The 21977-nt window shown below is 52.0% G+C and carries 19 protein-coding genes and 1 other RNA gene; 13 read left to right on the top strand and 7 right to left on the bottom strand.

Features of this window, described 5'->3' with window-relative positions; all coding sequences use genetic code 11:
• Nucleotides 1-11: 11 nt before the first annotated feature.
• From HMF8227_RS09070 to HMF8227_RS09055, 4 genes are read left to right on the top strand one after another with little or no spacing between them, the layout of a single operon-like run.
• Nucleotides 12-299, top strand: a complete 288-nt coding sequence (locus tag HMF8227_RS09070; RefSeq protein WP_109339882.1) for a YcgL domain-containing protein — start codon at nucleotides 12-14, stop codon at nucleotides 297-299.
• Nucleotides 296-1285 (top strand): lytic murein transglycosylase, encoded by a 990-nt coding sequence (locus HMF8227_RS09065; RefSeq protein ID WP_109339881.1) that lies wholly within the window; start codon nucleotides 296-298, stop codon nucleotides 1283-1285. The genes HMF8227_RS09070 and HMF8227_RS09065 overlap by 4 nt, the downstream gene beginning before the upstream one ends.
• Nucleotides 1269-1937 (top strand): fumarylacetoacetate hydrolase family protein, encoded by a 669-nt coding sequence (locus HMF8227_RS09060; protein WP_109339880.1) that lies wholly within the window; start codon nucleotides 1269-1271, stop codon nucleotides 1935-1937. The genes HMF8227_RS09065 and HMF8227_RS09060 overlap by 17 nt, the downstream gene beginning before the upstream one ends.
• On the top strand, nucleotides 1930-2421 hold the full coding sequence (locus tag HMF8227_RS09055) for a YcgN family cysteine cluster protein (protein WP_109339879.1): 492 nt from the start codon (nucleotides 1930-1932) through the stop codon (nucleotides 2419-2421). Before HMF8227_RS09060 ends, HMF8227_RS09055 begins: the two co-directional genes overlap by 8 nt.
• On the opposite strand, the gene HMF8227_RS09050 is transcribed toward HMF8227_RS09055, so the two are convergent.
• From HMF8227_RS09050 to smpB, 4 genes are all read right to left on the bottom strand, one after another.
• Nucleotides 2385-3449, bottom strand: a complete 1065-nt coding sequence (locus HMF8227_RS09050; RefSeq protein ID WP_109341058.1) for a sulfite exporter TauE/SafE family protein — start codon at nucleotides 3447-3449, stop codon at nucleotides 2385-2387. The genes HMF8227_RS09055 and HMF8227_RS09050 overlap by 37 nt on opposite strands.
• 22 nt (nucleotides 3450-3471) lie before the next feature.
• Entirely contained in the window at nucleotides 3472-6306 is a 2835-nt protein-coding gene (locus HMF8227_RS09045; RefSeq protein WP_109339878.1) for a ligand-binding sensor domain-containing diguanylate cyclase, read from the bottom strand.
• Nucleotides 6307-6517: 211 nt separating this feature from the next.
• Nucleotides 6518-6877, bottom strand: a transfer-messenger RNA (tmRNA) gene (gene ssrA / locus HMF8227_RS09040).
• A 78-nt stretch (nucleotides 6878-6955) separates the two neighbouring features.
• On the bottom strand, nucleotides 6956-7435 hold the full coding sequence (gene smpB / locus HMF8227_RS09035; RefSeq protein WP_109339877.1) for an SsrA-binding protein SmpB: 480 nt from the start codon (nucleotides 7433-7435) through the stop codon (nucleotides 6956-6958).
• Between the two features lie 93 nt (nucleotides 7436-7528).
• On the opposite strand from smpB, the gene HMF8227_RS09030 reads away from it, so the two are divergent.
• Together HMF8227_RS09030 and HMF8227_RS09025 are read left to right on the top strand one after the other, a co-directional pair.
• Nucleotides 7529-7960, top strand: coding sequence for a type II toxin-antitoxin system RatA family toxin (locus HMF8227_RS09030; RefSeq protein ID WP_109339876.1), 432 nt, complete (start codon nucleotides 7529-7531; stop codon nucleotides 7958-7960).
• Entirely contained in the window at nucleotides 7957-8319 is a 363-nt protein-coding gene (locus HMF8227_RS09025) for an RnfH family protein (protein WP_109339875.1), read from the top strand. Before HMF8227_RS09030 ends, HMF8227_RS09025 begins: the two co-directional genes overlap by 4 nt.
• A 49-nt stretch (nucleotides 8320-8368) precedes the next feature.
• Here the strand turns inward: HMF8227_RS09025 and HMF8227_RS09020 are convergent, their stop codons facing one another.
• The 3 genes from HMF8227_RS09020 to nadK all read right to left on the bottom strand — a co-directional run bounded on the left by HMF8227_RS09020 (nucleotide 8369) and on the right by nadK (nucleotide 11470).
• On the bottom strand, nucleotides 8369-8716 hold the full coding sequence (locus HMF8227_RS09020) for an outer membrane protein assembly factor BamE (RefSeq protein ID WP_109341057.1): 348 nt from the start codon (nucleotides 8714-8716) through the stop codon (nucleotides 8369-8371).
• A 134-nt stretch (nucleotides 8717-8850) separates the two neighbouring features.
• The gene (gene recN, locus HMF8227_RS09015) at nucleotides 8851-10530 is read right to left on the bottom strand and encodes a DNA repair protein RecN (RefSeq protein ID WP_109339874.1); all 1680 of its coding nucleotides are present in this window, start codon (nucleotides 10528-10530) and stop codon (nucleotides 8851-8853) included.
• A gap of 58 nt (nucleotides 10531-10588) precedes the next feature.
• Nucleotides 10589-11470: an NAD(+) kinase gene (gene nadK / locus HMF8227_RS09010; protein WP_109339873.1), complete on the bottom strand. Its 882-nt coding sequence runs from the start codon at nucleotides 11468-11470 to the stop codon at nucleotides 10589-10591.
• Nucleotides 11471-11625: 155 nt separating this feature from the next.
• On the opposite strand from nadK, the gene grpE reads away from it, so the two are divergent.
• The 7 genes from grpE (at nucleotide 11626) to carB (ending at nucleotide 21977) form a co-directional block, all read left to right on the top strand.
• Nucleotides 11626-12273, top strand: coding sequence for a nucleotide exchange factor GrpE (gene grpE, locus HMF8227_RS09005; RefSeq protein ID WP_109339872.1), 648 nt, complete (start codon nucleotides 11626-11628; stop codon nucleotides 12271-12273).
• A gap of 117 nt (nucleotides 12274-12390) precedes the next feature.
• Nucleotides 12391-14316, top strand: a complete 1926-nt coding sequence (dnaK, locus tag HMF8227_RS09000) for a molecular chaperone DnaK (protein WP_109339871.1) — start codon at nucleotides 12391-12393, stop codon at nucleotides 14314-14316.
• Between the two features lie 120 nt (nucleotides 14317-14436).
• Nucleotides 14437-15564, top strand: coding sequence for a molecular chaperone DnaJ (gene dnaJ / locus HMF8227_RS08995; protein ID WP_109339870.1), 1128 nt, complete (start codon nucleotides 14437-14439; stop codon nucleotides 15562-15564).
• Nucleotides 15565-15691: 127 nt separating this feature from the next.
• The gene (locus HMF8227_RS08990) at nucleotides 15692-16420 is read left to right on the top strand and encodes a substrate-binding periplasmic protein (protein ID WP_162558557.1); all 729 of its coding nucleotides are present in this window, start codon (nucleotides 15692-15694) and stop codon (nucleotides 16418-16420) included.
• 95 nt (nucleotides 16421-16515) lie between these two features.
• A complete protein-coding gene (gene dapB, locus HMF8227_RS08985) occupies nucleotides 16516-17316 on the top strand; it encodes a 4-hydroxy-tetrahydrodipicolinate reductase (RefSeq protein WP_109339868.1) in 801 nt (266 codons plus the stop codon).
• 293 nt (nucleotides 17317-17609) lie between these two features.
• Nucleotides 17610-18743: a glutamine-hydrolyzing carbamoyl-phosphate synthase small subunit gene (carA, locus tag HMF8227_RS08980; protein WP_109339867.1), complete on the top strand. Its 1134-nt coding sequence runs from the start codon at nucleotides 17610-17612 to the stop codon at nucleotides 18741-18743.
• 12 nt (nucleotides 18744-18755) lie between these two features.
• Nucleotides 18756-21977, top strand: a complete 3222-nt coding sequence (gene carB / locus HMF8227_RS08975; RefSeq protein WP_109339866.1) for a carbamoyl-phosphate synthase large subunit — start codon at nucleotides 18756-18758, stop codon at nucleotides 21975-21977.

Genomic DNA, 21977 nt, shown 5'->3' with positions numbered 1-21977 from the left:
GAATTCGGCCGATGTTGTGTGCCATCTATAAGAGTCCGCGAAAAGACGAAACCTACTTGTTTGTTCCTGGCCGTGAACGGTTTGAAGAAGTGCCCGAGGCACTGATGGAATCCTTCGGCCAGCCTGAGTTGGTCATGGTGCTGAATATTACCGCTGACAGTCGCTTAGCGATCAGCGAGCCGGGCAAGGTACTAGAAAAGATCGACCAGCAGGGATATTACCTACAGTTGCCCCCACCGAAAGAAAATCTGTTAGACACCTTTCGTAGCGAAAACCAAGAACAGGAGCCGTCACAATGAGAGTTTTACTCACCGCGATGCTATCGGTTCTGAGCTTAGCCGCAGTCGCCAAGCCCAGCTTCGATGAGTACGTTAGCGCCTTGAAAAAAGAAGCCATAGAGAAGGGGTATGAGAGCTCATTTGTCGAGCAAGCCTTCGAAGGCATTGAGTACCACAAGCGCGCGGTCAGCTCTGATAAGAACCAGCCTGAGTTCAAGTTGACTTTGGATCGCTATCTGAATACGCGGGTACCGGACTGGAAGGTTCAACAAGCCATTGAACATTATCAGGAGAACAAAGCCCTGCTGAGTGAGGTCGGTCAGCATTTTGGCGTGCAGCCTCGTTTTATTGTGGCGCTCTGGGGCAATGAGAGTAATTTTGGACGCATTACCGGTAGCTACCCGGTAATTTCGGCCCTGGCGACCCTGGCCTATGACGGCCGTCGCGAAACGCTGTTCAAGCGCCAACTGTTTGCAGCCTTACAGATCCTGGATGAGGGGCATATCACCAAGGCGGACTTTGAGGGATCATGGGCCGGAGCGATGGGCCAGAGCCAGTTTATGCCCACCTCCTTTTTAGCCTATGCCTACGACTTTGATGAGGATGGCAAGAAGGATATCTGGAACAATAAGGCCGATGTGTTTGCCTCTATCGCCAATTATCTGAAGTCCGTCGGCTGGGATAGCACTCAGACCTGGGGACGGCAGGTAACGATTCCAGAGGGCTTTGATTTATCTCTGGCGGGGCTGAAAAAGAGCAAGATGCGCAGCCTGACCGAATGGCAGGAACTGGGTGTACGTCGCTATGATGGCTCCGATCTGCCCACCCGGGATATGCAGGCCAGTTTGATTATGCCAGACGATGAAAACGGTCGTATTTATCTGGTTTATAATAACTTCCACACACTGATGAATTGGAACCGTTCCACCTATTTTGGCTCAGCAGTGGGCTATTTGTCCGATCGTATCAAACTTGGCCTGCAAGACATCGATGCGCCAGCACCATAACTGGCAGGGCCAGGGGTTAGATCTCCCGGTGGGAAAGGCGGTTTGCGTGGGGCGCAATTACCTGGATCACATTCGGGAGCTCAGTAACGAGGTACCGGAAGAGGCGCTGTTGTTTATCAAGCCGGCCTCTTCGCTGTGCGATATGCACAAGCCTTTCGCTATCCCTGTTAATCTAGGGGCCTGCCATAACGAGCTGGAAGTGGCGGTGTTGATCGAGAAACCATTGCGTCGGGCCAAACCGGAAGCGGTAGAAGCCGCTGTATGGGGCTACGGATTGGCCTTGGATCTGACTTTACGGGATGTACAGAGCGGCCTTAAAGCTAAAGGACACCCCTGGGAGAGGGCCAAGGCCTTCGACGGCAGTTGCCCGGTTAGTGGATTTGTTCCAAAGGCGGATATCGACAATCCGCAACAACTCGCTTTTAACCTGCACGTAAACGGTGATTTGCGCCAGCAGGGCAATACGGCCATGATGATGCGCTCTATAGAGGAATTGCTGGCCGAGATCAGCCGCAGCTTTACTCTGCAGCCTGGGGACATTGTACTCACAGGCACGCCTAAGGGCGTTGGCCCCTTAACGCCCGGTGACACGCTAACTGCGAGCCTTGCCGAACAATACAGCCTGACAACAAAGGTTAAAGCCGATGACTGAGCGTTTTTGGGAAACCAAGTCCCTATCTGAAATGAATCAACAGGAATGGGAAGCCATTTGCGATGGTTGTGCCAAGTGCTGTTTGCATAAGTTTATCGATGATGAGGTTGATGAGCGCCATCCTACCGAGGTGATCCATGAGGGCGAGCAGGTTCATTATTCCAGCATTGCTTGTTATCTGTTAGATGATAAGCGCTGTCAATGTACCCAATACGATAAGCGTACCGAACTGGTGCCGGATTGTGTGAAGCTCACAAAGGACAACCTCAAAGACATATTCTTTATGCCACCCAGTTGCAGTTACCGCCGGCTGTACGAAGGTCGGGGGTTGCCCTCCTGGCATCCACTACTTAACGATGGGAAAAAATCGGCCATGCATAAGGCGGGTATGTCAGTGCGTGGCAAGACCGTCTCTGAAAGTACCATCGACATGGACGACTTTGAAGATTATATCGTGGTCTGGCCGCTAGGGGATGAGGACTGAGTCGATTCGGGCTGAGTCTCTGGCGGGGCTTGCATCTTCGTTGGCTGGTCACCTGCCAGCTTTGCGCCCCACCGGTGCAATAGTTCAAATACCAGCAGCAATATTCCTACTAAGCTTACAGCGACAGATACACCTAGATTTCCCAGCAAAGCGTATTCATTATGCAGCGTCCAGAGGAACTGACCGATGCATAATAACGCGACGATTAATAAGGTTGGCTTGCGTCCTATTCTGGCCACAATGAAGACCCCCAAAGGCGCGCCTAAAGCGACGACCGGCGCCGCAGCCAGCCAGTTCCCCCAGACGCCCGGTGCAAACCCTGTGGTCAGGCTCTTTATGCCAACGGCCAGTACCGAGCAAAATGCCATAATAATGACCGAGGTGGGGATGGCGATTTTTAGATCGGCACGAAACAGCAATACCAGCGCAGAATATAGCGCCATATCGATGCCAACGCCGGTGGTGGCGACCATTGTGGCACCGGCGGTCAGGCCCAGCGCAATGCCCAGACGAAAGTCCCAACGCTCGTCGAATTCCAGCATGCCAGAGTGGGAGGCTATTTCATTGAGACGGGTCAGGTGCAACAGGCCAAAACCGGCCCAGATCACTGCAAACAGAAGCTTTATCCATAGTTCTGGAATGACCGGAGCCAGCCAGAATAGCCCAACTGGAACGCCTACTAAGGCGCCCAACATGGCTCCGGCCAAAATCCCCTGAGCTAATGGCTGTTTGCGTGCCAGAATAAACAGACTGGCGCTGGTCATGCCGATGGCCTGAATAGCAAAACTAAAATCCCGGCCCATGGAGGCTGGATGATCAAACAACAGCACTAATATAGGGAAGCCAACAGTGCCGCCCCCCATAGGGGTCGAGCCGGCTGCATAACTGCCCAAGGCCATGGCGATGGCCATGGGCCAATGTTGAAAGGCCTCTTGCCAAAAGCCCTGCTCAGTGACAAGCCATAGCCAGACCAGATAGAACAGCACTAAGGGCAATAACCAGATGAACAAGAGTGGCTTGAATCGCAAAGGGACTCCGGTAAAACAGGGCTTAAGGCTGATAAAAACAGACACCTTCACCACTTCGCTTGCAGCGGTACATCGCTCGATCCGCTTGTTTTAGTAACTCTTCCTGAGCGATGGGGGCGTGCCCATCGAAGATGCTGACGCCAATACTACCATCAAAGTTAATTTTTGCGCCATCGATAGATAACTGGGTGTCAAAGCTTTCTCTTATACGGGCAATGGCTTTAGTAGCCTGGCTCTGTCCTTTTATGTTGGGCAAAAGGACCACAAACTCGTCACCGGACAGACGTGCGGCAAAGTCATTGTCTCTGATTCTCTGACTCAGTTGCTCAGCAATATGTTGCAGTACTTTGTCACCGGCGGCGTGGCCCAGAGTATCATTGATCTGTTTGAACTCGTTCAGATCGATAAAGATCAGCGCCATCGTGCTTCCATTTTCTTTCGCCTGCTCCATCAATTCTTTAATCTTCCGGTTGAAATACTGCCGGTTGGGTAACCCGGTCAGGTCATCATAATTGGCGAGGCGTGACAGTCTTTTGACCTGGCGCTTCTTACGCCAGTACCAAAAGACTAACGCTAAAAGCACCAGGATTGCCAAGCTTAACTTGGCAGCGTTGGTCTGCCACCATGGAGCAATAACATGAAGCGACAGGTTGTAGTTTGGGGCGCGGAATTGCCCGGTAATATCTGACGCTTTGACTTGCAGTGTGTATTCTCCGTAGGGGAGCTGGCTAAGACTTAACTGGCCCTGGGGTAACGAGCTCCACTGTTTTCTGGATGGCAGAAGTCGGTACTGATACTGGATTTGTCGAGGCGCAATAAACTCCAGAGCCGTAAAATGGAACGCGTAGTATTGATGCTCCGGCTGCAGAGTGAGTGCGTTGGGGGAGTCGTTAGACACAAAAGTCTTGTCCATGATTTGCCACTCCGTCAGCTTCAGTGGTGGTGGAACATGAGCGGGCTGGAGCAGTGTATCAGCAGGAATGATGGCCAATCCTTGATTGCCACCCACGATCACTGAGTCCCCGGTATTGTAAATAGCGTTAAGGTTGAACTCCATATTCAGGCCTGCGAGCTGAACAGGGGCTCTGGCAAGCTCGCCACTTTCCGGATTCAGTATGTTGATATGAACCTGGTCAAATACGACTAATGACGAATTCAGCTTAGTGAAAGACTTAACCTGAGTCAGCGAGAGGCCATTGAGAGACTGCCAGTGATTATGTTTTTGCCATTGTTCTCCTGTCCAACGGAATTCATACAGTCCCGAATAATCCGTACTCACCCATAGCTGGGTCTTATCAAGATACAAAGAGGTGACGTTTGGCTGAACGTCGCTGTCGGATAGCGGAATCAGGGTGGATGTGCGGGAATCGGGTGCCAGAGCGTAGAGTCCGTTTCTCGTTGCAGCCAAAAAATGCTTCTCGAATGCAATGATCTGATTGATGTAATCTGGCACTGCATGATGCCAATAATCCGTATACTTTTGACTGGCCGTATCGAAGACTCGGTAACTTCCATCATAAAGCCCTATATGGAGCAGGTGCTCGTCGCGAACTATTGAGTAAGCGGGGGTCGAGTCTTTATCTGACGTCCATATAATACTATTAACGCCATCAACCTGCCTGAATACGGCTAAACCGTCGTTGGTGGCAAGGTACACCTGATCATCGACGATCTCCAAATCCCAAATAGGTGTTTTTCCTATAACGTCAAGCTTATGGGTGTGAAGTGTCTTGGTCTTAAGGTCGAACTGGTTTATTCCATCTTCTGTACCTATCCAGAGAGTGTCGTCGTCCCTTGCAAACGACCAGACGTGTTTGTTTGTCAGGCCATGGTATTCGTTAATGCTGTAGAGTTGTCGACTGATTAAGTCTGTAACAGCCAGTCCATTTGTCGTTCCTACCCACAATAATCCCTGTTTGTCGAACAGTAATTGACTGACATTGGAATAGGGTAGTGTGTGTTGCATATGAGGGTGATGATTGAAGTGCAAGAGCTGCCCGGTATTTGGGTTAAGCTCGGCAATACCATCATAAAAATAACCTAACCAAATACGCTGGTTATAGACGCCCAGAGACCAAATACTGTTGGAAGAAAGCCCATCACTTCTTAAGTACTGACGGGACAGGGCATTAGTACTTATATCAAACGCCAACAGACCATCACCATCCGTCGCCAGCCAGAGGGTATTGTCGATCAACTGCCCGTCAAACAGCCGGGCCTCGCGAACATCGAAATTGCTGTCGCCAATGAGATCAATATGCTGGAGCCCGTCTTGATTCAGCGCAAAGAGGCCAGATTTACTGCCAATCCAGATAGCCTCAGAATTGGACTCAAAAAACTTGATGCTGTGGCCCTCTAGCCAGGTACCCTCGACGTCACCATTACCGGAGAGTCTGAAAACGCCGTTCTCGGTACCGACGATAATCTTGCCGGACTGGGCCTGATGCAACGCAAGTATAGTATTTGAACGCTTACTATCCCCCAGCTCGATGGGCTTGAAGATGCTGTTTGTCTCATCAAACAGGACCAATCCTCTGGAGGTGCCAATCCATAAACGCTTGTTACTATCTTCCAGTAGGCTTGTGACGTCATTGCTGGGTAACGCATCTGAGTGGGACTGATGCTGATAGAGTTTAAAGTTAGTGCCATCGAAGCGGGCCAGTCCGCCTTTGGTGCCTACCCACACAAACCCATTCTGCCGTTGGAGCAGGGTATTAATATAGGCGGAAGGTAAACCATCCTGTGTACTGATACGCCGAAACTGTAACTGTTCTTCAGGGAGCGTCCGTTCCATACCCCAAGTCACATTGCTCAGAAGCCCAAGCAATGTTAACAAACTGAAAAAGACTCGTAACATAGCGGTTTCACCTAAAGGCAATACTCCAAGCCTACTGCAGAGCCCGACGAGTCTCAAACATTACTCGCTATATGACATGTTTTTTTGAGAGGCCTGGTCTGAAAACAGACCGTCAGGCCTTTTCAGCGAAAGACCGGAAAGCGGTGATTGAGGATTTAGCGTGGATAGCCTAATAAAGAAAAGCCCAGCGTCATAGCTGGGCTTATTGATTTGGTGGAGCTGGGGAGAGTCGAACTCCCGTCCAGAAAACGTCAACCGTCGGTACTACATGCTTAGTTTGTCTTTTCGTTAACTGTGTTTGCTCCGACAAACAGGATCGTACACAGCGAGTCTGATACTATTTCGCGGTTCAACCTCAGACAAGTTTCCCTCGCTAGCCTGCAATTCTGACTCCCCGTACCTCAGCATGCAGGCGATGCGTGAGTGGGGAGGCTCTAAAGCAGGTTATTAAGCTGCTAGAGCGTAGTTTTCGTCGTTTGCGACTATTTAAATGCGGTTTTTTAAAGAGGCCTACCGCACCTCTGCATGCACCTCGGGCATCCTGAATCCTGTCGAATCCAAAATCAGCCCCAAGATTCTTACTACTATACCCTAGTTGGGGGTTCCGTTCAGTCTTTTCAAGTCCAAGCGGTGAATTTTAACCCAAGAGTTAGACATTATGCTTCATGATTCGTTCTTTCTGACGCTGCCAGTCTCTGTTTTTGATGGTATCGCGCTTGTCATGGGCCTGTTTGCCCTTTGCCAGGTGAATTTCTACCTTTACCCAACACTTTTTCCAGTACATAGCGGTGGCAACGATGGAATAGCCTTGCCGTTCACGTGCGCCGATCAGCCGACTGATTTCGCGCTTCTTTAACAGCAACTTACGAGTACGCCCTGGATCGCAGAGCACATGGGTGGATGCGTGCTGGGTAGGCTGTATTTGAGCATTGATGAGATAGGCTTCGCCATCTTTGATATGCACATAGGTGTCGGCGATATTCACCTTTCCGGCACGAATCCCCTTGACTTCCCAGCCTTGCAGTTCGATACCGGCCTCAAATTTATCCTCGAGGAAAAACTCGTGTTTGGCCTTCTTATTGAGCGCAATGGTGCTGCTTTGATTGGATTTGGTGTTCTTCTTTTTCATGGGGGCGTATTATACTGCAACAATTTTTTTTGTCTGCGGCAGGCGGTAAAATTCTTTTTGTCGTTGTATATTTGCCGGTTCCAAGGAGTTTTAATGGCAACAGTGAACCGAAGCGCGCTGGTCAATTACAGCGCTGAATCCATGTTCGATCTGGTTAATGACGTTCAATCCTACCCCAAGTTTTTGCCCGGCTGTGCCGATGCCAGGGTATTGGAAGCGGATACTGAGCGCATGAAAGCCTCGGTTAAGGTGAGTAAGGCCGGAGTCAGTCAGTGGTTTACTACTGAGAACCACCTCAAGCGGGGTGAATTTATTGAGATGACTTTAGTGGAAGGCCCCTTTTCTCATTTGACCGGTGGCTGGCGGTTTACGCCACTTTCTGAGCAGGCCTGTAAGATCGAATTGCATCTGGAGTTTGCTTTTGCCAGCCGACTGGCCGAAATGGCTTTTGGCAAAGCATTTAACAGTATTGCCTCTAACATGGTAGATGCCTTTACCAAACGTGCGAGAGAGATGTACTCATGACCGACAACCAAATCCGTCTTGAGGTGGTGTATGCCTTGCCTGACAAACAGACTTTGTTAGAAGTGGTGGTGGAGCAGGGCGCAACGGTAGAGCAGGCCATCAAGGCATCAGGGATATTACAGCGACACCCTGAGATCAACCTGGACAAGAACAAGGTGGGGATCTGGTACAAGGGCTGCAAGCTATCCGACCAACCCAAAGAGGGCGATCGTATTGCCATTTACCGTCCGCTGATCGCCGATCCTAAAGAAGTTCGCCGCCGCCGGGCGGAAAAAGCCAAGCAAGAAGGCCGAGCCAACAAAGTTACCGGCGGCCGGGCTAGTGTGAATAGGGCGGGCGACAAAGAGTCGTCTGAATAGTAAAAAGGCCAGCGATGCTGGCCTTTTCTGCATAGCGTTATGTCAGTCTCTAGTCTAAGGGAGTGTCGAATTCTTCGGGCGTGTCGAAATCGCCTCGCATACTGACCAGGCGGTCGTTATCAAACTCCAGCACTAATTCTTTGTCGAAGTGCTCATCACTCATACCGCGCTTCATTTGGTAGACATAATACCAGGTATCCGGATTAAAGGGGTCATTCACCACTGGGTGACCCAATACATACACCACCTGCTCTTTGGTCATATCGATGCGAAGTCGATCCACATCTTGTTGCGCCAGGTAGTTACCTTGAGGCACGTCGATACGATAAATCCAGCTTGAACAGGCTTGCAAACTAAGCAAAACCAATACGGAAATAAGGAGTCTAGTTACTTTCATGATGCTCTGGTTCTGTTGAGGAAGCCGCATGCTAACTCAGTTCAGGGCTAGCTGTCTACGTTATTCCGGTTGCTGCCAGGGTAATGAAAAGCCCCGGCTAAACGCGCTGGGACCTCCACGCTAATGTCACCCTGTTAGTCTGTCTGACCAGATAAAAGTTCGCGCGCGTTGGCTAAGGCGACATCGGTAAGCTTGTCGCCTGCCAGGAGGCGAGCAAGCTCTTCAACCCGTTGTTCTTGTTCCAGTGACATCATATGAGTCTGGGTGGTGTCTTTATCCGTAAACTTGGTTACCAGCATCTGCTGATGAGCACAGGCCGCTACCTGCGGGAGGTGAGTCACACAGAGCACCTGAGTGGACTTTCCGAGTCGACGCATTAGTTGTCCAACAACAGAAGCGGTGGGGCCGCTGATGCCGGTATCCACTTCGTCAAAGATCATGGTGGGGATACTTTGATTGGCACTGGCAATAACCTGTAACGCCAGCCCAACACGGGACAATTCGCCTCCGGAGGCTACCTTTTCCAATACGTCGGCGGGCTGACCGGCGTTTGTGGCGATCATAAAACGGATATGATCCTGGCCTTGGGCACTTTCCGGTAAGGTAGTGTCAAAGTGCACCTCGATTGTAAAACAGGCGTGGCTCATGTTCATCTGACGGATCTGCGTTTCTACTGCCTTACCCAGTTTCTCTGCGGCCTTCTGACGAGACTCACTCAGCGCCCTGGTTGCAGTTTGATAAATCTGGCGTTGCTCATTAATAGCCTGTTCAAGGGCATCCAGGTCATCGTCCTGCTGTTGTAACGACTCAAACTCGGCCAGCAGTTCCTGGTGATGCTCATAAAGCTGTTCCGGCATCACCTGATGCTTGCGGGCGAGTTCGATGGCAATGGAGTAACGCTGTTCCACCTGCTGCATGCGCATGGGATCGATCTCAAGTTGATCGATGTAGCTACGTAACTGTTGGGAGGCTTCGTCCACCTGAATACTGGCTTCGCTGAGCATATCGACCACAGGTTGCAAGCTGGCATCGTGCTCCTGCAATTCAGTTAGGCGTTCAACGCTTTGCTGCAATACCGCCAATGCGTTGAATTCATCGGATTCGTACAGCTGATGAAAACTAAGCTGAGACTGCTCCAGAAGACACTGACTGTGACTCAAACGCTTATGTTCGGTTTCGAGTTCGGGAAACTCCTGTTCCCCGATAGCAAATTCATTCAGCTCCAATACCTGGTAGTCCAGCAACTGCCGACGGGCTTCGCGCTGTTCTTTGGACTCTAAAAGGGCCTGATAACGGCGCTTGGCTTCCATTAATGCGCGGTAATGACTGGCGACTTGTTGCTGCAGGTTCTCGTGGCCTGCATATTCATCCAGCAGCTGCCGTTGTTGCTCGGCTTTAAGTAGCAGATGGTGGGCGTGTTGACCATGGATGTTGATCAGGTGTTTGCCCAGGCTCTTCAACTGTTGCAGCGGCACAGGCGCGCCGTTAATGTAAGCTTTGGAACGGCCCTCGGCGGAAATCGTTCGGCGAATGATGCAATTGGGCTCGTCTTCGTCATCCAGTTCCTGCTGTTGCAGCCAGTCGGCTGCGGCGGGTAGGTGAGCCAGATTGAATGTGGCGCAGATTTCGGCCTTCCTGGCTCCCTGACGCACCATGCCAGCCTCGGCTCTGGCCCCTAAGCACAGGCTCAGCGCGTCGATGGCGATAGACTTACCAGCACCAGTTTCACCGGTGATGGCAGTCATGCCGTCACTCAGATCAATATCCAATTCCTGAACAATGGCGAAATGGCGCACCGTCAAATGAACTAACATCTCAACCCCTGTTTAAGTATCCAGTTAACTGTAACTATATACAGTGTTTTGGTGATGTCTAGTACAGTTTGCTGCCCCAGCCTAACTTTGTTCTTAATACATTGAAATAACTGTAATTTTTGGGGTGGATTAAACGTAGGGTATAGGGGTTGCGGCGGATTTTAATATCGTCGCCAGGCATTACACTCAGTACTACATGGCTGTCACAACTGACTTGCAGGGCCTCGGTATTGTTGGGTGAGACCTTTAGCCTCACGCAACTGTCAGCATCCACGACGATGGGGCGGCTGCTCAGGGTGTGGGGGAACATGGGCACCAGAGACAGGGCGTTCAGATTCGGTGTTAAAATAGGCCCACCGCCAGACAGGGAATAGGCAGTCGAGCCTGTGGGGGTGGCTATTATCAAACCGTCGGAGCGTTGACTGAACACAAAGTCATCGTCAATGTAGACTTCGAACTCCATCATGTGAGCGACCTGGGCATGGTGCAGTACGGCTTCGTTGATGGCGGCGTTATTGCTCTTTAACTGATCATGGCGAAAGACTTCCACTTCCAACAAGAATCGCTGCTCGGTTTGGTAGTCGCCGCTGAAAATATAATCCAGCTGAGTTTCCACATCATCGGGATTGATGTCGGTCAGAAAGCCCAGGTTGCCCCGGTTAACGCCGACCACGGCAACATCGAAACGCGATAACACCCGGGCCGCGCCGAGCATATTGCCATCGCCACCCACAACGATAGCCAGGTCGGCAGCCTTGCCGATGGCGACGATATCCATCACTGGCCAATCCTGACAGTCGATCTCATCGGCGATGCGATCTTCAATGAGTATCTGGCAGCCTTGCTTTTTTAAATAGGCGCAGATAATGCCCAGGCTTTCATTGGCTCCGGCGTGGTTGGGCTTACCGATCAGTCCAACGGTGTTAAATGTCTCTGCCATAAGGGTATTTTGCAGGCATCAAGATGATAGTGGTTGGTCTAAGTGTGTCATTGTTCTGGGCATTTCACAATTTCCCTGAATTTTTTCTTGAATCGTGAGAAACCATCCCCACATCAGGGGCAATCTGACGAAACCCTTTTAATGGAGAGGCAATAATGAGTAATGAGCCGCAGAAACCAGAGCAGCCGGTAACGCCGGAGGACGTCGAGGCACATGCCGAGGCCGCTGCTGAAAATACGGGTGGTGAAGAACAGCCCACGCCGGAGGAGGCAATAGCGGATACTGAGGTTAGCCCTGAGGAAGCGCGCATCGCTGAATTAGAGCAGCAGGTCGCCGAAGCAGAAAACAGGCTTCAAGAACAAAAAGATTCTGTACTGCGAGCCAAGGCCGACATGGAAAACGCTCGTCGCCGGGCCCAGGCCGATGCGGAAAAGGCCAAGAAGTTTGCGCTTGAGAAGTTTGCCGGTGAGCTGCTGGACGTGCTGGACAATCTTGAGCGTGCTCTTCAGGTGGCAGACCCCGACAATGACACCATCAAACCCGTGGTGGAAGGTGTGGAACTGACCTACAAGTCGTTCTACAGCACCATGGAAAAATTCGGTGTCAGCGCTATCGACCCACAGGGTGACCCCTTTAATCCCGACAAGCATCAGGCCATGTCCATGCAGGAGAGCGCAGAGGTAGAGCCGAACACGGTGATTGCCGTGATGCAAAAAGGGTATGAATTGAATGGCCGTCTATTACGCCCGGCCATGGTAATGGTATCGCGCGCGCCAGAGAGCGGCGTTGACACCAAAGCCTGAAGAATCGGCGAATATCAATAAAAAGTTTGGGGATTTTTCTCGCTCAGTGTTGAAAAACCGGATAGCGCCCCTATTAACAAGGCAAATGCTTAAACGACGAATTTTGGAGATGCACTAATGGGTAAGATCATTGGTATCGACTTAGGTACAACCAATTCATGCTTGGCCGTATTGGACGGTGACAAGCCTCGTGTTATTGAAAATGCAGAAGGGGATCGTACGACTCCGTCTATCATCGCTTACACCAAAGACGGTGAGACACTGGTGGGTCAGCCTGCCAAACGTCAGGCGGTGACGAACCCGGAAAACACTCTGTTTGCGATCAAGCGCCTGATCGGCCGTCGCTTCGAAGACAAAGAAGTCCAGCGCGACATCGATATTATGCCCTTCGGTATCATCAAGGCCGACAATGGTGATGCATGGGTAGAAGCGGGTGGCAAGAAGATGGCGCCACCGCAGGTATCTGCCGAAGTATTGAAGAAGATGAAGAAGACCGCCGAGGACTACCTGGGCGAAGAAGTGACCGAGGCGGTCATTACCGTGCCGGCTTACTTTAACGACTCTCAGCGTCAGGCGACTAAAGACGCAGGCCGTATCGCGGGTCTGGAAGTTAAGCGTATCATCAACGAGCCTACCGCAGCAGCGCTGGCTTATGGCATGGACAAGAAGAAAGGCGACAATGTTATCGCCGTGTATGACTTAGGTGGTGGTACCTTCGATATTTCCATCATCGAAATCGATGAAGTAGAAGGCGAGCACACCTTCGAAGTACTGGCCACGAATGGTGATACTCACTTAGGTGGTGAAGACTTCGACAACCGCTTGATCAATTACCTGGCGGAAACCTTTGAAAAAGACGAAGGCATCAACCTGCGTAAAGATCCGCTGGCCATGCAGCGTCTGAAAGAAGCGGCAGAGAAAGCCAAAATCGAACTGTCAGCGGCGCAGCAAACTGAGGTGAACCTGCCTTATGTGACTGCCGATGCCAGTGGTCCCAAGCACTTGTCTATCAAGGTCACCCGCGCCAAGCTGGAGTCTTTGGTGGAAGAGCTGGTGAAAAACTCACTGGAGCCAGTGAAAAAAGCATTGGCCGACGCTGACCTGTCAGTGAATGACGTTCACGACGTGATTCTGGTGGGTGGTCAGACGCGTATGCCGATGGTGCAAAAGTACGTAACCGACTTCTTCGGCAAAGAGCCGCGTAAAGACGTGAACCCTGACGAAGCCGTGGCTGTGGGCGCTGCCATCCAAGGTGGTGTTCTGGGCGGTGATGTCAAAGACGTACTGCTGCTGGACGTAACGCCACTGTCTCTGGGTATCGAAACTATGGGCGGCGTGATGACTCCGCTGATTGAGAAGAACACTACGATTCCGACTAAGAAGTCTCAGACCTTCTCGACGGCGGAAGACAACCAGTCCGCAGTGACCGTGCACGTATTGCAAGGTGAGCGTAAGCAAGCTCAGGGTAACAAGTCCCTGGGGCAGTTTAATCTGGAAGGCATTCGACCGGCGCCTCGCGGTGTACCGCAAATCGAAGTAGCCTTCGATATCGACGCCGACGGTATTCTGCACGTGTCGGCCACCGATAAGGACACCGGCAAAGAGCAGAAGATCACCATTAAGGCATCGTCTGGCCTGAGCGAGGACGAAGTCGAGCAAATGGTACGCGACGCGGAAGCCAATGCCGAAGAAGACAAGAAGTTCGAGGAGTTGGTACAAACTCGTAACCAAGCTGATGGTCTGGTGCACAGCACCCGTAAGCAGCTGGAAGAAGTGGGCGACGATCTGCCTGCCGACGACAAGTCCAGCATCGAATCGGCCTTGTCTGAGCTGGAAGAAGCGCTCAAAGGCGACGATAAAGACGCCATTGATGCCAAGACTCAGGAATTGGTGCAGGTATCTTCCAAGCTGATGGAAGCGGCACAAGCCAAAGCGCAAGCCGGCGGTGAAGCGCCAGAGGGCGAACAGGCGGCTTCAGGTCAGTCCGACGATGACGTGGTTGACGCGGAATTTGAAGAAGTCAAAGACGACGATAAGAAGTAAGGCTTGTCGGTCTAAAGCAGCTTACTATCAAGAGCTGTAACACGTCGGGCGCTTAGGGGGCTACCTCAAGCGCCCGCGTTTGTTCCGGTAGTAGGATGAATAAGCGGAGTAAAAACCGGTATGTCGAAACAAGATTATTATGAAGTTCTGGGCGTTTCCCGGGATGCGTCGGAGCGAGAAATAAAGAAGGCCTATAAACGTCTGGCGATGAAATATCACCCGGATCGTACCAAGGGTGACAAAGAGCTGGAGGTAAAGTTTAAGGAGATCCAGGAAGCTTACGAGATCCTGGCCGACTCCCAAAAACGCGCTGCCTATGATCAATACGGCCACGCCGGCGTAGATCCGAATCGTGGCGGTGGGGCCGGTCATGCAGACTTTGGAGACATCTTCGGCGATGTGTTTGGCGATATTTTCGGTGGCGGTGGTCGTCGTCGGTCCCAGGCTCGCCAGGGTGCGGATTTGCGTTATAACCTGGAGATGTCGCTGGAAGATGCCGTTCGCGGCAAGCACGTAGAAATCGAAGTGCCGGCCCTGCATGAGTGTGAGGAGTGTCATGGCTCAGGGGCTAAGAAGGGCACCAGTCCTAAGACCTGTCCTACCTGTCACGGCCAGGGCCAGGTGCAGATGCGCCAGGGCTTTTTTGCGGTTCAGCAAACCTGTCCAACCTGTTCCGGGCGCGGAAAAATCATCTCCGATCCTTGTCGCAAGTGTCACGGCCAGGGCCGGGTTGAGCGCAGTAAGACGTTGTCGGTCAAGATCCCGGCTGGCGTGGACACGGGCGACCGCATTCGCTTAAGTGGCGAAGGCGAAGCCGGAGAGCTCGGCGGTCCGGCGGGCGATCTCTATGTGCAGGTCCATGTAAGGCCGCACCCCATCTTTAAGCGTGACGGTAATAACCTGTCCTGTGATGTGCCTATCAGTTTCACTACCGCTGCTTTAGGCGGAGAGGTGGAAGTGCCGACTCTGGATGGCAAGGTAAAACTGAAGGTTTCGCCAGAAACCCAGACTGGGCGTCAGTTCCGCCTTCGTGGGAAGGGCGTTAAGTCGGTTCGTAGCGGCGTCCAGGGCGATCTGATGTGCAAGGTGGTGGTGGAAACCCCGGTAAACCTTAATCAGCGCCAAAAGGATCTGCTCAAGGAACTTGATGACTCAATGGGCACCGGCGATGAAGCGGCTAAGTATCGCCCTAAGGAAAAAGGGTTCTTCGATGGAGTGAAACGCTTCTTCGATGATCTTACCAGTTAAGTAAGCGATTGATTGAAAAACGCCCCGTTTTACCGGGGCGTTTTTGTGTCTGTATATCAGGCCTATGTTTGTTGATTCTTGTTATAAAACAGGTCAAAGTAGAGTCATTACTGTTGTGGGGGACTTCATGACTGGCTTTCGTCAGTGGCTATTGGGACTCGGATTAGCCTTAGTGTGTCAGGCGCTCAGCGCTGAATCTCAGCCGACATTGAAAATTGGTTTGCATTACTCAGCTCCCTGGGCTTATGCAACGGAAGAAGGCAAGTTGACCGGAATCGAATACCGGATAGTGCAGCAGGCTCTTACCGATGCTGGCTACCGCGTCGACATTGAAGTCTATACTCACAAGCGTCTGGTTAAAAAGTTTCGGGATAAGGATCTGGATTTTGCCAGCCCTATGGCCTTTGATATCGAGGGAGCCACATATACCGAGCGATACCTACCGTTTCACGATGTTGCCGCCACTCATCCTGATTACCATGTACATGTTAATGAGCTGAAAGATCTCTTTGGTAAGAAAATTGTTGCCTATCAAGGGGCAACGGATGTGTTAGGCCAAGCGTTCACCGCGGTGACTGACAGTGCCTATTACATGGAGATGGCTGATCGTAAGCGTCAGATCGACTTATTGTTCAACAATCGGGTGGAAGTGGTTGTCGGAGAGCGTTATGTGTTGGAGTACTATGCCAACAAGTATCACGGTAAGGATAAGCTGGTCATTAACGATATCTTCCCGCAGGTTTCTTACCCCGGTGCCGCATGGGACCCTGCAGTAGCCGAAGCGTTCAATCGGAGCATGGATAAACTCCGTCAAAGCGGCGAACTACAGCGAATTTTTCGTCAACCCCTGCCGTAATGGCCGTCTCATCTAGCTTAGAGCAAAGGGCTACTGATTTGTTGGCCCCATTCAGGCACAATATCAGCAAATAGTGGTGAGAGATTTCTAACAGTATGATTAATTTAGGTATTTTTGGTGCAAATGGGCGCATGGGGCGAGTCCTGATCGAAGCTATTGACGAGCAGACTTCGACCGAGCTAACGCTGGCGGCGGTACGTAGTGGCTCTGACTGGACTGGTATGGATGTGGGAGAGTTGGCCGGCATTGGTCAGCGTGGCCTGACGGTGACTGACCAATGGGATAGCGCGGCAGACAATGTCGATGTGATGATCGACTTCACGCTGCCCGAAGCTCTGGAACAAAACCTGGCCTGGTGCGTTCAACATCAAAAACCGGTGGTTATCGGTACGACCGGGTTGAATGAGCAACAAAAGCAAGCGCTGGAAGCGGCCGCAAAGCAGGTGCCAGTGGTCTTTGCCGCCAATATGAGCGTCGGGGTGAACTTACTCTTAAACCTGCTTAAACAGACAGCCCGGGTCATGGGCGAAACAGCGGATATTGAGATTTGGGAAGCCCATCATCGTTATAAGAAAGACGCACCTTCCGGTACTGCGGTTGCGATGGGGGAAGCCATTGCCGATGAGTTAGGTCGGGATCTTAAAGACTGCGCCGTTTATGGCCGAGAGGGGCATACCGGCGAGAGACCGCAAAAGGAAATCGGTTTTGCCACTATTCGTGGTGGCGATATTGTCGGTGAGCACACGGCTTTGTTTGCTGAGCTCGGCGAACGCATTGAGCTGACCCACAAGGCCAGCAGCCGACTGACCTTCGCTAAAGGAGCCGTGCGGGCAGCACGTTGGTTAAGTGATAAGCCCAGTGGGCTTTACAGTATGCAGGATGTACTCGGGCTGTAACTTGAAAAACCAGGTGTCTTCACCTAAACGTTAGGTTTTAGCGCTTTTAACTCGAATAAGCGACTAAAGGCGTATTTTATAATAACAAGTGATTCAGGATAGACGTATTTAAGTCATTAATATATACTGTCAAGAATTTGCCAAATTTCGACCGGCTGCCGCTAAATCGGGAGCTGCAGAGTCCGCAAAGACAAGTAAACGGGATGTAAATCACTTATTTACTCCCGTTTTTTTTGGGTTGCCCATATACGTTGTCAGCCAGAGTAACGCAGCGTATCAAATAGGAGGTTAACTTGAGTAAATCCGCCCTTTTGGTTCTTGAAGACGGTTCGGTATTTAAAGGTACAGCCATCGGCGCCGATGGTGTCGCGGTAGGAGAAGTGGTCTTTAATACAGCTATGACCGGCTATCAGGAAATTCTGACCGATCCTTCTTACGCCGAACAAATTGTCACACTCACTTATCCCCATATCGGTAACACCGGTACCAATGATGAAGACGAAGAATCCAGTCAGGTATGGGCCAAAGGCTTAGTTATCCGGGATTTACCTCTAATCGCCAGTAACTTCCGTAACCAGCAGTCGCTGTCGGACTATCTGAAACAACGTAATATTCTCGGCATTGCCGATATCGACACCCGTCGCCTGACCCGCATTCTGCGCACCACGGGCGCACAGGGCGGCTGCATTATGGCGGGGGACGATATCAGCGAGGCAGAGGCATTGGATAAAGCCAAAGACTTCCCGGGTCTCAAGGGCATGGACCTGGCTAAAGAAGTCAGTGTTAAGGCGTCCCATCACTGGCGAAGCGGCAGCTGGGTGCTGGGTGAAGGCCACTCGGAGAAACAGGATTCTGAGCTGCCTTACCATGTGGTCGCTTACGACTTTGGTGCCAAGAGCAATATTCTGCGTATGCTGGTGGATCGCGGCTGCCGCCTGACGGTGGTACCGGCACAAACCCCGGCGGACGAAGTGCTGGCGCTGAATCCGGATGGCGTATTCCTGTCCAATGGCCCGGGCGACCCTGAACCTTGTACCTATGCGATCGATGCCATTAAAACGCTACTGGAAAAAGACTTACCCATTTTCGGCATCTGTCTGGGACACCAACTGCTGGCTATTGCCAGTGGCGCTAAGAGTGAGAAGATGAAGTTCGGTCACCATGGTGCCAACCACCCGGTGAAAGACATTCCCAATGATCGCGTGATGATCACCAGTCAGAACCATGGCTTTGCTGTTGACGAAGACAGCATGCCGGACAATCTGGAAGTGACTCATATCTCATTGTTCGACCAGTCCATTCAGGGCATTCACCGCAAAGACAAGCCTGCGTTTGGTTTTCAGGGACACCCAGAAGCCAGTCCAGGGCCCCATGATGCGGCGCCCCTGTTTGACCACTTTATTGACCTAATTAAAGCGCGCAAGTAATCGAGGATAAGCATGCCAAAACGTACTGATATAAAAAGCATTCTGATTCTTGGTGCCGGGCCGATCGTGATCGGCCAGGCCTGTGAATTCGACTACTCTGGCGCGCAGGCGTGTAAAGCGTTGCGCGAGGAAGGCTACCGGGTGATTCTGGTGAACTCTAACCCGGCGACCATTATGACCGACCCGGAGATGGCCGATGCCACTTACATCGAGCCCATCCATTGGGAAGTGGTTAAACGTATAATCGAAAAAGAACAGCCAGACGCCATTCTTCCTACCATGGGCGGCCAGACTGCATTGAACTGTGCTCTGGAGCTACAAAACCATGGGGTACTGGATGAGCTGGGCGTTGAGATGATCGGTGCTACCGCTGATGCCATCGACAAAGCTGAGAACCGGGACCGGTTCGACAAGGCCATGCGCAACATTGGCCTGGAGTGCCCCAGAGCTGAAATTGCGACGAGCATGGAGCAGGCCCACGATGTGCTGAGCCGGATTGGCTTCCCCTGTATCATTCGCCCCTCGTTTACCATGGGCGGTACCGGCGGCGGGATTGCCTATAACGTGGAAGAGTTCAACGAAATCTGCCACCGTGGTCTGGATTTATCCCCCACCAACGAGCTGTTGATCGACGAGTCCCTGATCGGCTGGAAAGAATATGAAATGGAAGTGGTGCGGGACAAAAACGATAACTGCATTATCGTCTGTACCATTGAGAACTTCGACCCCATGGGTATCCATACCGGCGACTCCATCACCGTTGCGCCATCGCAGACACTGACCGACAAAGAATTCCAGGTCATGCGCGATGCGGCAATGGCGGTGCTACGTGAAATCGGCGTCGAAACTGGCGGCTCTAACGTGCAGTTCGGCTTGAACCCGGATAACGGGCGCATGGTGATCATCGAGATGAATCCTCGGGTGTCTCGTTCTTCGGCTCTCGCTTCCAAGGCTACGGGCTTCCCTATCGCCAAGGTCGCGGCCAAATTGGCCGTGGGTTATACCCTGGATGAGTTGTCTAATGAGATCACTGGCGGTCAGACTCCGGCCTCGTTCGAACCGTCCATTGACTATGTGGTCACCAAGATCCCTCGCTTTAACTTCGAGAAATTTGCCGGAGCCAATGACCGTCTGCATACCCAGATGAAGTCGGTGGGTGAGGTGATGGCCATCGGTCGTAACCAGCAGGAATCCTTACAAAAAGCCATGCGTGGCCTGGAGCAGGGCAGTAATGGCTTCGACCCAATGGTGGACCCGAAAGATCCGGACGCCAAATCCAAGATTGTGCGCGAGTTGCGTGAGCCCGGCGCCGAGCGCCTTTGGTATATCGGCGATGCTTTCCGCATCGGCATGACTGTCGATGAGGTGTTTAAGCTGACCAACATCGACAGCTGGTATCTGGTGCAGATCGAAGATCTGATCAAGCTGGAAGAAACGGTGCGTCAGGCCGGCCTTAAAGGCATTGATGAGACCATGATGCGTCAGCTTAAGCGCAAAGGCTTCTCTGATGCCCGCCTGGCCGAACTGACCGGCGTGTCAGAGGGCGACATTCGTCAAACCCGCACCAAGATGAATATTGTACCGGTGTACAAGCGCGTGGATACCTGCGCGGCCGAGTTTGCCACCAGTACCGCCTATATGTACTCCAGCTACGACGAGGAATGTGAGGCGAACCCCAGTGACCGCGATAAGATCATGGTCTTGGGCGGCGGGCCTAACCGCATCGGTCAGGGCATCGAGTTTGATTACTGCTGTGTGCACGCCTCACTGGCGATGCGTGAAGACGGTTACGAGACTATTATGGTTAACTGTAACCCGGAAACGGTTTCTACTGACTATGACACCTCAGACCGCCTGTATTTTGAGCCGGTAACGCTGGAAGATGTGCTGGAAATCGTGCGTGTCGAACAGCCTAAAGGGGTCATCGTGCAGTTTGGCGGTCAGACGCCGCTGAAGCTGGCTCGCGCTCTTGAAGCCGCCGGTGTGCCGATTATCGGTACCGAGCCCGATGCTATCGACCGCGCCGAAGACCGCGAGCGCTTCCAGCAGATGGTGCATAAGCTGAACCTGAAACAGCCTGCCAATGCGACTGTGACGAACATCGATCAGGCCCTGGAAGAAGCCAAGCGTATCGGCTTCCCGCTGGTGGTGCGTCCATCTTATGTATTGGGTGGCCGGGCAATGGAAATCGTCTATGACATCAAAGATCTGAAACGCTACCTGAACGAAGCGGTGAAAGTCTCCAACGACTCGCCTGTACTGCTGGATCGGTTCCTGGATGACGCGATAGAGGTGGATCTGGATGCGGTGTCCGATGGCGAGAATGTGGTTATTGGCGGCATTATGGAGCATATCGAACAAGCCGGGGTACACTCGGGAGATTCGGCCTGCTCATTGCCTCCGCATTCACTGTCCAAAGAGATTCAGGATGTGATGCGTCAACAGGTGATCGACATGGCTCGTGAGCTGGGCGTAGTGGGACTGATGAATACCCAGTTTGCGGTCAAGGACGGCGAGGTTTATCTGATTGAGGTTAACCCCCGTGCAGCACGCACCATCCCCTTTGTGTCTAAGGCAACCGGTGTGCCTCTGGCTAAGATCGCTGCCCGCTGTATGGCAGGCCAAAGTTTGCCAGAGCAGGGCATTACTCAGGAAGTGATTCCCCCGTATTACTCGGTTAAAGAAGTGGTGATTCCTTTTGCGAAGTTCCAGGGGGTGGATCCACTCTTAGGGCCAGAAATGCGCAGTACCGGTGAAGTGATGGGCGTGGGTGAGAGCTTCGAGGAAGCCTACGCTAAGGCCAATCTGGGCGCAGGAACGCCTTTGCCGAAGAAGGGCAAGGCACTGTTGTCAGTGCGGGGTACCGACAAGGAGCGCGTGATTGAGTTGGCTAAGTTAATGATCACAAGCGGCTTCACTCTCGAAGCCACCAAGGGTACCGCCGATGTGTTGAATGAGGCTGGCGTAGACTGCGGCGTGGTCAATAAGCTGGCCGAAGGTCGTCCCAATATTGTGGATGCGATCAAAAACGGCGAATACAGCTATATTGTCAATACCACCGAAGGACGCCAGGCCATTAATGACTCTGTGTACATTCGTCGCGAAGCGTTGTTGAATAAGGTGATTTATACCACCACCTTAAACGCAGCTTTTGCCACTATGAATGCACAGGAAGCCGATGACAGAGCTAAAGCAAATTCGGTACAGGACTTACATAAACGGGTAGTGAGTTAA

It is taken from the genome of Saliniradius amylolyticus, from assembly GCF_003143555.1.
GTDB classification, from domain to species: domain Bacteria; phylum Pseudomonadota; class Gammaproteobacteria; order Enterobacterales; family Alteromonadaceae; genus Saliniradius; species Saliniradius amylolyticus.
This window is presented reverse-complemented; position numbering and strand designations above follow the sequence as displayed.